Origin of the sequence: Halomonas sp. AOP22-C1-8 (genome assembly GCF_052378905.1) — a bacterium.
Lineage (GTDB): Bacteria > Pseudomonadota > Gammaproteobacteria > Pseudomonadales > Halomonadaceae > Vreelandella > Vreelandella citrativorans.
Genome location: NZ_JBQSYD010000010.1, coordinates 41,118 through 54,593 on the forward strand (window position 1 = coordinate 41,118; position 13,476 = coordinate 54,593).

General features: G+C 56.2%; 10 protein-coding genes. 6 read left to right on the forward strand and 4 right to left on the reverse strand.

Annotated features, from left to right (window positions below; genetic code table 11):
* Positions 1-130 precede the first annotated feature (130 nt).
* Positions 131-1,339 (reverse strand): ABC transporter substrate-binding protein, encoded by a 1,209-nt coding sequence (locus tag ACT3TY_RS07425; protein WP_444627798.1) that lies wholly within the window; start codon positions 1,337-1,339, stop codon positions 131-133.
* A 139-nt stretch (positions 1,340-1,478) separates the two neighbouring features.
* Positions 1,479-1,715, reverse strand: a complete 237-nt coding sequence (locus ACT3TY_RS07430; RefSeq protein WP_172117733.1) for a hypothetical protein — start codon at positions 1,713-1,715, stop codon at positions 1,479-1,481.
* Between the two features lie 67 nt (positions 1,716-1,782).
* Between ACT3TY_RS07430 and ACT3TY_RS07435 the strand changes: the two genes are divergently transcribed.
* Together ACT3TY_RS07435 and rapA are read left to right on the forward strand one after the other, a co-directional pair.
* On the forward strand, positions 1,783-2,586 hold the full coding sequence (locus ACT3TY_RS07435) for a TlpA disulfide reductase family protein (protein ID WP_172117734.1): 804 nt from the start codon (positions 1,783-1,785) through the stop codon (positions 2,584-2,586).
* Positions 2,587-2,701: 115 nt separating this feature from the next.
* Positions 2,702-5,647, forward strand: a complete 2,946-nt coding sequence (rapA, locus tag ACT3TY_RS07440; protein ID WP_193053657.1) for an RNA polymerase-associated protein RapA — start codon at positions 2,702-2,704, stop codon at positions 5,645-5,647.
* Between the two features lie 4 nt (positions 5,648-5,651).
* On the opposite strand, the gene ACT3TY_RS07445 is transcribed toward rapA, so the two are convergent.
* Positions 5,652-6,563: a TIGR01777 family oxidoreductase gene (locus ACT3TY_RS07445; RefSeq protein WP_444627799.1), complete on the reverse strand. Its 912-nt coding sequence runs from the start codon at positions 6,561-6,563 to the stop codon at positions 5,652-5,654.
* Between the two features lie 475 nt (positions 6,564-7,038).
* Here ACT3TY_RS07445 and ACT3TY_RS07450 point away from each other — a divergent pair, with 475 nt between their 5' ends.
* Together ACT3TY_RS07450 and phrB are read left to right on the forward strand one after the other, a co-directional pair.
* Positions 7,039-7,959, forward strand: coding sequence for a MerR family transcriptional regulator (locus ACT3TY_RS07450; protein ID WP_444627800.1), 921 nt, complete (start codon positions 7,039-7,041; stop codon positions 7,957-7,959).
* A gap of 102 nt (positions 7,960-8,061) precedes the next feature.
* Positions 8,062-9,486 (forward strand): deoxyribodipyrimidine photo-lyase, encoded by a 1,425-nt coding sequence (gene phrB / locus ACT3TY_RS07455; RefSeq protein ID WP_444627801.1) that lies wholly within the window; start codon positions 8,062-8,064, stop codon positions 9,484-9,486.
* Here the strand turns inward: phrB and ACT3TY_RS07460 are convergent.
* Complete coding sequence (locus tag ACT3TY_RS07460) at positions 9,483-11,321, reverse strand: putative bifunctional diguanylate cyclase/phosphodiesterase (protein ID WP_444627802.1); 1,839 nt, start codon at positions 11,319-11,321, stop codon at positions 9,483-9,485. The genes phrB and ACT3TY_RS07460 overlap by 4 nt on opposite strands.
* A gap of 375 nt (positions 11,322-11,696) precedes the next feature.
* On the opposite strand from ACT3TY_RS07460, the gene fabA reads away from it, so the two are divergent.
* Entirely contained in the window at positions 11,697-12,212 is a 516-nt protein-coding gene (gene fabA, locus ACT3TY_RS07465) for a 3-hydroxyacyl-[acyl-carrier-protein] dehydratase FabA (RefSeq protein WP_087109007.1), read from the forward strand.
* Between the two features lie 12 nt (positions 12,213-12,224).
* The gene (gene fabB / locus ACT3TY_RS07470) at positions 12,225-13,442 is read left to right on the forward strand and encodes a beta-ketoacyl-ACP synthase I (protein ID WP_087109009.1); all 1,218 of its coding nucleotides are present in this window, start codon (positions 12,225-12,227) and stop codon (positions 13,440-13,442) included.
* The last annotated feature ends 34 nt before the right edge of the window (positions 13,443-13,476 follow it).

Here is a 13,476-nt window from a genome sequence, read left to right on the forward strand (position 1 = left end):
CTGTCCCAAGGACTGTCACAAGGGCTGCCCCAAGGACCTTCTTAAAAACCTGCCTAGGAAAAAGCCCCGGTGCAAAACACCGGGGCTTAAATGACGTATCGATCCTGATTAAACGGCCTCGCTAAAGCGCTTATAAATCTACCTGCCCTTTGCTGGTAAATTGGCCATCTTCAATCACCATTTCTACGACGACGCCAGGCACATCACCGTATTCATCAAAATCGTGGGCGCCTGAGGCACCTTCGTAATTGATCTCGGTGCCCGCTGCGATTAGCTCGATGGCCTTCTCCCACTCACCCGGTAGAATCACTTCGCCCGGCGCACTGGAAACGCTGCGCAGCGCATCGACCAGCCCTTCGCGCTCGGCGCTGCCGTTTTGCTCAATAGCCAGCGCCAGCAAGAAAGCGGCATCATACGCCTGAGCGGCAAACACCGCGCTGGGGTCAAAGCCTGCGGTTTCAGCGGCCTCGTTGAAAATAGGCGTACCGGGAAGGTCCGGGCTGCCTGGGCGCGTGGCTATCATGCCGTCCAGCACGTCTGCACCTATCGCCTCGACCAGGCTATCGCCGACCATGCCGTCAGCGCCCACATACTGGGTAAACATGCCGCTTTCATACGCCTGGCGAAGCACGGTTTGACCAGAGGTGTCAGCATAGGCCAGCACCACCAGCGTATCGGCGCCACCGGCAGAGAGCGAGCCCAACTCAGAACGGTAATCAGCGCGGTTATCTTCATGGGCAAGATTTTCGGCAATCTCGCCGCCACCGGCTTCAAACGCTACGCTGAACGCATCAGAAAGCCCGCGCCCGTAGTCGTTATTGACATAGGTCACCGCCACGTAGTCGATACCTTTATCAAGCAGCAGCTTGGCCAGGATCTCGCCCTGGAATGCGTCAGAAGGCACCGTACGGAAGACCAAATCGTTGTCATCCAACTCAGAGACCGCAGGCGCCGTCGAGGCAGGCGAGACCATCACCACCCCACCCGGGATCGCCGCGTTATTGGCTGCGGCAATCGTCGCCCCGGTGCAAAGTGCCCCCACAATCGCGGTGACCTGCTCAGAGTTGACCATGCGGTCAGCCGCGTTCGAGGCTGCCGAGGCATCGGCGCAGGTGGTATCGCCCGAAGGCATTACCAGCGTTTGGCCATCCAAAATGCCGCCTTGGTCGTTAACCTGCTGGACGGCAAGCTTTGCCCCTTCAAAGATAGGCGGCGTAAGACTTTCAATTCCCCCGGTAAAACCACCAAGGAAGCCAATTTTCACTTCTGCCTGGGCCACACCCGTTATGGCAAATGCAGAGGCCGCAACGGCAGTGGCTAATGCGAGCTTATTGATCATATTATTTGTCGCTCCCAGTGAGATAACCCGTCCTGCGCTAGCACGCAGAAACTCCCTTTAATCTGGAACCACAACGTTAAAAACACAAGCAACGCTTTCTAACGCTGCTTTGATGTTTATCGACGACGCGCTGCATCCTTTACTCATGGCGGCTATTACCAAGCCGCTGGTCTTGTTGTTTACGCTGTCGATTGCGGCGGTACACGCGCACCAGCGCAATACTTAGCGCCGCTGCTAACATGAAGCCCAAGGTGAGCCCTTGCCAGGGCCGTGCCGCACTTTCCAATAGCGTCTCCAGCGTGATGATAACGATCAGGCCCAACGCCTGAGAGCCAATAGCCAGCGCGCGCAGCACGTCAAAGGCGGGTTGTGACATAGTCAGACTCCGTAATTTTCAACTCACGTGGTATGGTCTCGTAGTGTACCTGCTTATCGGAAAGACCATGAATGCCATCGCCCTTGGGCCGCTATTGATTTCATTACCCAGGTTATACGCCATCGGCTGTGCGCTGCTGGTGTTACTGTCGGCACGTTACTTACTGCGCCTACCACCGCCGCTTTTAAATCGCTGGTTCACCGGGCTAATCCTTGCCTGGTTAATCGGGGCGCGTATCGCGCACATTACGCTTCACCTGGAGAGCTATAGTGCCAATCCGCTTGATGCGCTTAAAGTCTGGCAACCGGGGTACCACGGCATCGGCGGATTATTGACCGGCTTGCTATGGTCCGCTTGGACGCTTCGCAAGCGGCTTTCAGCGTTACTTGGGAGCACCGTCATTCTGCTCTGCGCCTCGGGTCTATGGCTTATGCTGGTATCCCTGTCGCCCTTGGGTAGCGCATCTGCCGTCAGCCAATTACCCGAAATCCACCTGGAAAACGTGGACGGCGCCGATGTGTACCTGCCCGACCTGGCAGACGGCAGCGACCGGGTGATTGTTAACCTCTGGGCCACCTGGTGCCCACCCTGCCGACGCGAAATGCCATTACTCGAAGAGGCTGCCCAGCGCGAAGGCGTAAGCGTCGCGGTCGTTAACCAAGGGGAAGATTTGTTGCCTATCGTGCGTTATTTGGACGCAGAAGGGTTGGATTTTACCCATGCACTGCGCGACCCAGGCCAAACGCTGATGGCCCTGTTTGAAGCGCCCGGGCTACCCACTACAGTGCTTTTTGATGGCCAGGGCACTACCTTGGATATCCACGTTGGCGAGCTTACCCGTGCCCATCTTGAACACTGGTTGGAAGATTGACGCCGATACACCTTAATCCCCCGGCGCCTTTGCGTTAGAATCCCCCGCCCTACCGCTGCTGATGGCGTGCCCTCGGCAGCGTATGACCCGTTTTTGTAGACTTCCCCGAGGCATCATGAGCGATTTTTCACCCGGCCAGCGCTGGATTAGCGACGGCGAAGCCGAGCTTGGGCTTGGCACCGTGCTTAACTGCGACTTCCGTAGCGTTACCATCTTGTTCAGTGCCAGCCAGGAAACCCGAACCTATAACACGCGCCAGGCGCCGTTGACCCGCGTGATGTTCGGCAGCGGCGATCGGGTACTGTCGGCCGATGGCTGGCAGATGATCGTTGATGACAGCAAAGAGTCTCACGGCCTGATTACCTATATCGGTGAGGACAGCGAAGGCACGCCGCGCGAACTTCCCGAAGCCAAGCTGGCTGACACCATGCAGTTTGATCAGGCACGTGATCGCCTGCTGACAGGCCAGGTAGACCGCAACGACTGGTTTGATCTGCGCTTTCGGACGCTGCACCATCACCAGCGCATTGAGCAGCACAACGCCCTGGGCTTTGCCGGGCCGCGCATCGATTTGATTCCGCACCAGCTGTATATCGCCGACGAAGTTGCTCGCCGTCATGCACCGCGCGTGCTTCTGGCGGATGAAGTAGGCCTGGGGAAAACCATTGAAGCCGGACTGATTCTGCACCGCCTGCTGCTGACCGGCCGTATTGAGCGGGCGCTTATCTTGGTGCCCGACAGCCTGACCCACCAGTGGCTGGTGGAGCTTCTGCGCCGCTTCTCGCTGAATGTCAGCCTGCTTGATGAGCATCAAAGCCAGGCCCATGGCAGCGCCAACCCGTTTGAGAGCGCCCAGCTAGTGCTGGCAAGCCAGGGCTGGCTGTTTGCCAACATTCATCGCCAGGACCAGGCGCTAGCCAGCCGTTTTGACCTGCTGATTGTCGATGAAGCTCACCACCTGGACTGGAGCGCCGAGGGTAGCGGCCCAGGTTATCAATGTGTTGAGCAGCTCGCTGCTGAAATTCCTGGCCTGCTGCTGTTAACGGCCACACCTGAGCAAATGGGTATTGAAAGCCACTTTGCCCGCCTACGCCTGCTGGACGCCGAACGCTATCACGACCTGGAGCGCTTCAAAGACGAAGAGCGCCACTACACCGCTGTCGCCAGCGCCATTGACGCTTTAGATGAATTGCCTGCCACGCCGGATGCCCGTGCCCGAATAGATGCCGTCGCCGACGACCGCGACAGCCAGGCGCTGCTGGCAACGCTGTGTAACGCTGAAGCCAGCACAGAGCAGCACGATGCGGCCCGTCATCAACTGCGTGACGCCTTGCTTGACCGCCATGGCACGGGGCGGGTGATGTTCCGCAATAGCCGCCGTCATGTTGGCGGCTTTCCCGAGCGTCGCCTGCACCTCTCCTCGCTTGAGCTACCCTCCGCGTATCGCCGCGTGCTGCGCCGCCTGGAGCGTGATGACGACTACCTGGACGAGCTGCTGATCGAAACCGGCATGGATCATCCGGATGTCTTGATCTATCCGGATGCCATGTACCGTGAGCTCAGCAACGATCCGCTCAACGGTGAAGCCTGGTGGCATATCGACCCACGGGTTAACTGGCTGCTGGATAAGCTCAGCGACGATAGCGAAACAGGCTTTGCCAACGACAAAGTACTGGTCATTGCCCACCATCGTGAAACCGCCGAGGGGCTGGCTGAAGGGCTGCGCGTGCTGGGCGGCTATCAGGCGCCGGTCTTCCATGAAGGGCTTTCACTGGTTGAGCGTGACCGCGCCGCCGCCGCTTTTGCCGATGAAGAAGAGGGCGTGCAGGTACTCGTCTGCTCGGAGATTGGCTCAGAGGGGCGCAACTTCCAGTTCTGCCGCCACTTGGTCATGTTCGATATGCCCCAGCACCCTGACCAACTGGAGCAGCGCATTGGCCGTCTGGACCGTATCGGCCAGAAGCACGCCATTGAGCTTCACGTGCCCAGCTTTATTGGCAGCCCCGGCGAGCGGCTGCTGCGCTGGTATAACGAAGGCATGGATGCGTTCAGTGCCCCCCATGGCATCGGCAGCGACCTCTACGAGGCCTTTGGCGATGCACTTGCCGATGCGCTTCTCGACGATGAAACGCTGGACGAAATCATCGTTGAAACACGGGAAATGTTTACCGCCAAGCTGGCCGAACGCGATGCCGGGCGCAACCGCCTGCTGGAACTTAACGCCTGTAGGCCAGCACGCGCCCAAGAGGTGATTAGCGCTGTACGCGAGTTGGATGAAGATACCGCGCTCCCACGTTATGTAGAGCGCGCGCTGGACGTATTTGGCGTGGACAGCCAGGAGATCGGCAAAGGGCTTCTTCACTTGCAGCCCAGCCAGCATATGCTGGACGGACTGCCTGGCCTGGTGAAAGGCGAAGAGGGCTTTACTGCGACCTATAGCCGTGCCCAAGCGCTTGCGCGGGATGATATTCAACGCCTTTCGTGGGAGCATCCGCTGCTGCGCGAAATGATGGAGCGTATTCTGGACGGCACCATGGGCAACACGGCCCTGGCACTGCTGCGTCACACGGCCATCCCCAGTGGGCGGCTAATGGCAGAGCTTGTCTTCCGCACCCACTGCCCGGCGCCGAAGTCACTGCACCTTAACCGCTTCTTGCCGCCCACCGCCGTACGCGTTCTGCTGGATGAATCAGGTGCCAACCTGACCAGCAAAATCTCGTTCACGGGGCTTGGCAAAAACCTGCAAAAGGTCAATAAATCGCTAGCGCGGGATTTAATTAAAAGCCGCCACGATCAGTTACGTGAGCTGCTTATTCAGGGTGAAGGCGAGGCAGAACGTGAGCTGCCCAGTATTGTAGAGGCCGCTGAAACGCGCATGCGCGCCCAGTTGGATGCCGAGCTTGCCCGCCTAACAGCGCTAGCCGAGCATAACCCCTCGGTACGCGCTGAAGAGCTGGATGCCCTGAAGCAGGAGCGCCAGGCGCTGAGCGAGGCGATAGAAAATACTCGCCTGCGGCTGGACTCCGTTCGGGTCGTGATTACCGTTGACCCCAACGCCTAAGCGCTCAATCTCGCCTTAATATCTCGGCCAGCGCCTTATCGAGTGTCGGGTACTGAAATTCAAACCCCGCCTCGATAAGGCGCGCCGGGCGCATGTCAGCCCCGGTTAGCAGCAGCCGAGACATTTCCCCCAGGCCTGCTTTTAACACAAAGGCAGGCACGGGGAGTATGGCCGGGCGGTTAAGCCGTTTGGCTAGCGTTTTGGAAAACTCGGCATTAGTGGCGGGGTGCGGCGCACTGCCGTTAAAGGCGCCATTAAGGTCCTCTTTTTCCAGCAGGAACACAATCGCGTCCACCAGATCCTCGCGATGAATCCAGGGCATATACTGCTCGCCACTGCCAAAACGTCCGCCTAACCCTAGCTTAAACGGCGGCAGCATTTTCTGGAGTGCTCCACCTCCTGCATCCAGCACCAGCCCCGTTCGTAGAAGCGCCAAACGTACGCCGAGCGCTTCAACAGGCTTTGCGGCCGCCTCCCACTTAACGCATAGCCGGTGGGCAAATTCATCGTGCGCTGCGGTGTCTTCGGTAACGACACGCTTACCTTGATCACCGTAGTACCCCATGGCCGAGCCACTTACCATGACGTTGGGCACAGCCTGCCCATTGGCCTGAAGCTCTTCACATAGCGTAACGAGCTGGTGAGTCATATGGGTGCGTGACTGAATAAGCGTCTCTTTTTGCGCATCACTCCACCGTTTGGCAGCAATCGACTCACCGGCCAGGTTAACGATTGCCTCGGGCGGCGCCTCTAAAAAGTCAAGCACGCTGTCGCGAATATCGCACTCGCGAGGCAGCTGCTTACGCGCTTTCTGCGGGTCTCTTGATACCACTTGTACGGTATGTCCTTGGCCTTGCAACGTTTCACAAAGGCGTTTCCCGACAAAACCGCTGCCTCCGGTGACTAATATACGCATGGTGTTGCTCCTATTGTGACGCCGCGCAAATACGCGCTAGCCACGCGCTTGCTTCTTCATCAGGCATAGCAGGCCATTCCCAGCACGGCAAACATTCAGGCTGGCTTACTACTCACTAATGTAGCGTTAAGCACACTACCTATACACTAACCGCACTTAAACATTCTCAAGGATAGCTTTGGTAGTATCTATGTAGAAGTTGACAGCAATATAACCCTTGGTTATAGGAACATAATAAGTCAGCCAGCCCAGTAACATCACACACTTAGGCCCGACGTGACGTTTCACCAAGACCTCCTGTAAAGACAAAGGTTGTACCTGATAGCGACAAGTTGTACAAAGAGAGCTACGATAGCGCGTTATTTTTATGTTTATTCAAACGACACAACATGGATTGTGAATCATTTCTGCCCCAGAGAACGCAAATAGCCTTTTGTATCCTGCGGCTTCAGACAACCAAGAGGCACAGGCGCCCATGAGCATCAAGGCGACCCACCCACCCGACACCCCGCTCTATCCGATCCGGGAAGTCTCCCGTTTAACGGGTGTGAATTCGGTCACCCTGCGCGCTTGGGAGCGTCGCTACGGTTTGATTCGCCCTAAACGTACGCCTAAAGGGCATCGCTTATACGCCCAGGATGATATCACCCGCATTGAACGTATTTTGCAGTGGCTCAACCGTGGCGTTCCCGTTAGCCAAGTCGTTGACCTGCTTGACCAGCCAGAAACGGTAGAAGCCCCCACGCCCAATGCTGGCGACTGGATTAGCCAGCGTCAGCAGCTGCAGTTGGCGATAGAAGCGCTCGACTTACCCAGACTTGAGGCGCTTTATTATCAGAGCCTGGCCCTGTACCCGCTAAGCACAGCAGTTAGCGAGCTCTGGCAGCCGGTCATCCTGGCACTGGAAACCAAGTGGACGATTCAGCCAGACATTTTGGCACGGCGGACACTTGAAGCCTTTTTACGTAGCCAAGTGGGCACACGCCTTCATTACGCGAACCAGGCCACGCGTGGGCCTTTATTGCTGCTGACTGCCATGCCCGACGATCAAGGCCTTCTATGGGTATTAATGGTCGCCTTGATGGCCAGTGAGCAGGGTTACCGTATACAGATGTTTGATCACACGCTGCCTCTTGAAGCATTGCCCCAAGCGGTGACACGGCTACATGCCTCAATGGTGCTGCTAACGAGCGGCCAACGAGAAAGCGATAGTTATATTCATACGGCGCTACCCAATGCAGCCGAGGCGCTTAGCGTTCCACTGGGTATCTGCGGTGAAGTCGCTCGGCTGCGTGATAGCGAGCTGCGTGATAGCCCCGTGCATACGCTAGGTGATGAGCTCCCCCAAGCCATTGCACGCCTGCGCCCCCTGCTACGTGAGTCTGGCGTTTTATAGACCATTTAACCCCTCGTGCCAGCGATGGACTTTAAATGTCGTTAGATGAGTGGCCGCACGGAGATGGTTTTTGAAATGGTTTTTCACCGCGCCGAAGGCAACATGGACGTTCAATTAGTTTGGTTACGTAGCGATCTGCGCATTCATGACAACACAGCCTTGGCCGCTGCAGCGACTAAAGGCCCGGTGATTGCCGTCTTTCTTCGCAGCGTGGCCCAGTGGCAATCCCACGACCATGGTGCTAACAAGATCGACTTTTGGGCGCGCGGTGTAGCGGCCGTTAAAGATGCCCTTCACGGGCTTAACATTCCTCTCTTGCACCGCGACATCGGCCACTATCGAGAGGCGCCCAAGGCGCTCCTCGACATTGCCCGCGAGCATTCGGTTAAACAGCTGCACTTTAACTACCAATACCCGTTAAACGAACAGCAGCGCGATAACGCGGTGTTGGGCGCCTTTAAAGAAGCCGGTATTACCGCTCATGGATATCATGACAGCGTGGCGTTCGCGCCCGGCACGCTGCTAACCAGAAAAGGCGACTATTACGGTGTTTTTACGCCTTTTTCCAAGGCCTGGCATAAGCAGATCAGTGCTGAACAGCTGGCTTTACGCGATACGCCAGAACCTCAACAGCGTTTACCGATTAAAAGCGATACATTACCAGGTCTCCCCAGGCTCGATGACACACCGGTCGATCATCAACAATGGCCTGCTGGAGCGGAAATAGCAGGCGATTACCTGGCACGGTTTTTACGTTTTCGTGGCCGCCACTACCGCCAGCAACGCGACATTCCAAGTGTATGCGGCACCAGCGAGCTTTCACCCTACCTCGCACTGGGGATGATATCGCACCGCCAGTGCATGCAAGCGGTGATGAGCGAGAACAGCGGACACTTGGCCGATGGCGATGCCGGGCTTACCACATGGGTCAACGAGCTTATCTGGCGCGAGTTTTATCAGCACGTTGCGGTAGGCTTTCCTGAGGTATGCCGCCATCAACCGTTCCAGAAGCATACCCAACAGCTTGCCTGGCGCGATGATGACGCAGGTTTTAACGCCTGGTGCGAAGGGCGCACAGGCTACCCATTGGTGGATGCCGCGATGCGCCAGTTGGTCGCCACGGGATGGATGCATAACCGACTACGCATGGTGACAGCGATGTTTTTGAGCAAGCATTTGCTGATCGATTGGCGACGCGGCGAGGCGTTTTTTATGCGCCACCTGGTAGACGGTGAGTTTTGCGCTAATAACGGTGGCTGGCAATGGGCGGCGTCAACAGGCACCGACTCAGCACCTTATTTTCGAATCTTTAACCCTACCACCCAATCCAAACGCTTTGACCCAGACGGGGAGTTTATTGCTCGCTGGCTTCCTGAGCTTGGCACATTGCCAGCCAAGGCACGTCATGCGCCGCCGCACAATATGCTTACCCAGTTGGATTACCCTGAGCCCATCGTTGAGCATAAGGCAGCTCGTCAGCGGGCGTTAGATGCCTTTAAAGCCCTTTCCAAATCGCCAGACGGCTAGACCGCTGCCGCTGCAAGGAGTGGCGGTGCCCAGCGCTGTTCCAGCTCAGCGGCAGGCAACGGCCTGGCGAAATAGAAGCCTTGTACGATAGTGCAGCCCGCATCCACCAGAAACTGGCACTGCTCTTGGGTTTCGACCCCTTCGGCGATGACATCAAGCCCCATACCAGCGGCCATGGCGAGCACCGCCTTGACGATAGCAGCATCGGCCTTGCTATTGGGCAGTTCTCGGATAAACGCACGATCCAGCTTGATCTTGTCGACCGGCAGCCGCTTAAGGTAACCAAGCGACGAGTAGCCGGTTCCAAAGTCATCAATGGCTATGGCATATCCCTGCTCACTTAGCGTTTTTAATCGAGGCCCCATATCGCCTGCGCGTTCATCCAGCAGTACCGACTCGGTTAGCTCCAGGCCAATCTGCGAAGGTTCCAGCTGGTAGCGCTTTAAGCAGGTGTTTAGCTGCGTCTCTAAATCGCCCTGGAAAAGCTGCAACGCGGAAATATTGATCCAGATGATCAATTTTGGCATGCCGCTGTGTTGCCAATGGGCCTGCTGGGCGCAAGCCTTTTCAATCACCCAGCTTCCCAGTTCTGCCATTAACCCATGGCGTTCGGCCAAGGGGATAAAATCGCCCGGTGAAATCATGCCATCCAAGGGATGGCGCCAGCGTAATAGCGCCTCCATCCCCAACAACTCACCGGTGCCGGGGTGGTGCTGGGTTTGGTAATGTAGCTCAAGTTGATCACCAGATATCAGCGCGGCACGCAGGTCACTGACCAGAGCAAGCTGTGGGTTATCCTGCTTATCCAGCGCCGGGCGAAAACGAAGGCTATGGTTACGGCCTAATCGTTTGGCGCTGTAAAGCGCCGACTCCAAACGCTGAAAAAGAATTCCCGAGTCACGCCCATCTTCTGGTGCGCGGCAGCTGCCAATGGTAACGCCCAAACGCAGCAGGTGATCACTCACTTCAAAAGGCCGACACATATGCTCACGCAGTGATACAATCCATGGGTCGTGATCATCAAACGTGGTAGTACGGATAACCATGAATTCATCACCACCCAAACGCCCGACCACGCTACCCGCGACATAGCCTGCAAGCCGCTGGGCAAAACGCGCCAGCAGACGGTCGCCTTGCTCGACGCCCAGGCTGTCGTTAACCGACTTCAAGCCGTCGATATCGATCAGGGCGATATCCAAACTCTCGCCTGCACGTAGATGGCGCAAACGAGATGTCATTAAGTCGTGCAGACGGCGACGGTTGGGCAAGCCGGTTAAGGGATCTTCATATCCGATACGCCGCAAATCATGCTCGCGGGCTTTTTGCGCTGAGATATCAGTGAACAGGCTAATAAAGTGGCTAATATTGCCCTGCTTATCGGTAACCGCGCGTACTTTTAACCATTCAGGATACTCATCGCCGTGCTTGCGATGATTCCACATTTCCCCTTCCCAACGCCCCGTCGCTTTTAGCGTGCTCCAAAAGTTTTGATAAAACGCTTTATCGTGACGAGGAGCGGCCAGTGTTTCCAGCTTGCGGCCCACTATTTCCTGGCTGTTATAGCCGGTAATTTCCGTAAAAGCTGGATTAACGGCCATGATCCGATTATCGGCATCACAGACCACTATCGCATCGCTTGCCAGGTTAATTGCGCTTTGGGACAGTTGATAACGCTGGCGCTGCTGACGCACTTGGCGCCACACATCCCACACCCCAAAAATAACCAGGCTCGCAGCTACCATGCGTAACATCGCATCGGTTAACCAGATACAAGCTGGCAGCGCCGCTAATGCTACCCAAACCAACGGTCGATTAAGAGAAATTGGTAGCCACATGGCGATTCGCTATATCCTGTCACTGGAAACTAACACTAATTAAATAAATATAATTTTCTAGCAGCATACCCATTATGCCCCTGGGCCAAATGCTTGAATAACGCATATAACGTTAATAAGCCGTTTATCCAAACCAACTCACTGATGCCGATGGGACGTAAAAGCTTACCTTAAAACCTCTATTACTTAATAAAAAAACGTTCGATGTACGTGATAAGTAGTGACTTACGTGCATTCGTCTGTTTCGGGAAGTAGACTAGCTAGGCCTTGCGGGCCGTGTCTCGACACTGCACTTCCGTGCTATGCTCCGGTGCTACGACTCGGCTATAGGTGCCGCACGCGGCCAACAATCATTTTGAAACTCGGAACGATTCAGTGACCAAGCAACATTCCTTTGATCGCGAAGAACTGCTGGCCTGCTCACGCGGCGAGCTATTTGGACCTGGTAATGCGCAGCTGCCAGCTCCCAACATGCTAATGCTCGACCGTATCGCACACATTCATGAAGAAGGCGGTGAGTACGGCAAAGGCGAGCTGATCGCCGAGCTGGATATCTCTCCTGACCTGTGGTTTTTTGACTGCCACTTTCCAGGTGATCCGGTGATGCCCGGCTGCCTGGGCCTGGATGCCATGTGGCAGTTAGTGGGTTTCTACCTGGGTTGGCTGGGTCACCCGGGGCGTGGGCGCGCGCTTGGCTGTGGCGAGGTAAAATTCAGTGGCCAGATCATGCCAAATGCGAAAAAAGTAACTTACCGTATTAATATAAAGCGTATTATTACCCGTCGACTTATTTTGGGCATTGCTGACGGCACCGTTTCCGTCGACGGACGCGATATATATCAGGCTAATGATTTACGCGTTGGCCTATTCACCTCTACTGCGAATTTCTAACAGGAGGCTCCCATGCGACGAGTGGTAGTCACCGGCCTTGGCATTGTGTCGTGCTTAGGCAACGACCAGCAACAGGTCCTGGACTCGCTCCAAAACGGGCGCAGCGGTATTCGTTTCAAGGATGAGTACGCTGAGCGTGGCTTTCGTAGCCATGTCGCGGGCAGTGTCGATATCGATCTTGACACCCTTATCGACCGTAAACTGCGCCGCTTTATGGGCGATGCTGCGGCGTATGCCTATGTGTCCATGGCCCAGGCCATTGAAGACTCAGGGCTTTCCGAAGAACAGGTCTCCAACGAGCGTACCGGCCTTATTGCGGGCTCCGGCGGCGCCTCTAGCGCTAATCAGGTCGAAGCTGCTGACGCCATGCGCGAGAAAGGCTTGCGCCGCGTTGGTCCTTATCGCGTTACCCGCACAATGGGCAGCACGGTCTCAGCCTGTTTAGCTACTCCGTTTAAAATAAAAGGCGTGAACTACTCAATCTCATCTGCCTGTGCCACCTCGGCACACTGTATCGGCAGCGCGATGGAGCAGATTCAGCTCGGTAAGCAAGACGTGGTTTTTGCCGGCGGCGGTGAAGAGGAGCACTGGACCCTCTCGTGCCTGTTTGATGCCATGGGAGCGCTCTCTACCCATTACAATGATACGCCTGAAAAAGCCTCACGCCCCTACGATCAAGCCCGCGACGGCTTTGTTATCGCGGGCGGCGGCGGCATGCTGGTATTAGAAGAGCTGGAGCATGCCAAGGCCCGCGGCGCTAAAATATATGGTGAGTTGGTAGGCTATGGCGCCACCTCTGACGGCCATGACATGGTCGCTCCTTCCGGCGAAGGCGCGGTACGCTGCATGCATCAGGCAATGGCCACGGTCAGTGGGGATATTGACTATATCAACACTCACGGCACCTCAACGCCTGTTGGCGATGTAGCTGAGCTAAAAGCGGTACGTACCGTGTTTGGTAACTCCACGCCTGCGATGAGCTCAACCAAGTCGCTTACGGGCCACTCACTGGGCGCTACCGGTGTTCAGGAAGCCATCTATTCACTGCTGATGATGCAACACAACTTTGTTGCCGCCTCTGCCAATGTTGAACACCTCGACGAGCAGGCAGACGGTTTTGACATTGTGACAACACGGCGTGACGATGTGACGCTTGAACGCATCCTGTCGAATAGCTTTGGTTTTGGCGGCACTAACGCCTGCCTGGTATTCCAGCGCTATAACGGCTGAGTCGTTGTAGTAGTAGTAATAAAAACGGCGCCTT

What these genes read in the sequence shown, in the direction of transcription:
- ACT3TY_RS07425 (WP_444627798.1), bottom strand. Translation starts at nt 1,339, where the DNA reads ATGATCAATAAGCTCGCATTAGCCACTGCCGTTGCGGCCTCTGCATTT.
- ACT3TY_RS07430 (WP_172117733.1), bottom strand. Translation starts at nt 1,715, where the DNA reads ATGTCACAACCCGCCTTTGACGTGCTGCGCGCGCTGGCTATTGGCTCT.
- ACT3TY_RS07435 (WP_172117734.1), top strand. Translation starts at nt 1,783, where the DNA reads ATGAATGCCATCGCCCTTGGGCCGCTATTGATTTCATTACCCAGGTTA.
- rapA (WP_193053657.1), top strand. Translation starts at nt 2,702, where the DNA reads ATGAGCGATTTTTCACCCGGCCAGCGCTGGATTAGCGACGGCGAAGCC.
- ACT3TY_RS07445 (WP_444627799.1), bottom strand. Translation starts at nt 6,563, where the DNA reads ATGCGTATATTAGTCACCGGAGGCAGCGGTTTTGTCGGGAAACGCCTT.
- ACT3TY_RS07450 (WP_444627800.1), top strand. Translation starts at nt 7,039, where the DNA reads ATGAGCATCAAGGCGACCCACCCACCCGACACCCCGCTCTATCCGATC.
- phrB (WP_444627801.1), top strand. Translation starts at nt 8,062, where the DNA reads ATGGACGTTCAATTAGTTTGGTTACGTAGCGATCTGCGCATTCATGAC.
- ACT3TY_RS07460 (WP_444627802.1), bottom strand. Translation starts at nt 11,321, where the DNA reads ATGTGGCTACCAATTTCTCTTAATCGACCGTTGGTTTGGGTAGCATTA.
- fabB (WP_087109009.1), top strand. Translation starts at nt 12,225, where the DNA reads ATGCGACGAGTGGTAGTCACCGGCCTTGGCATTGTGTCGTGCTTAGGC.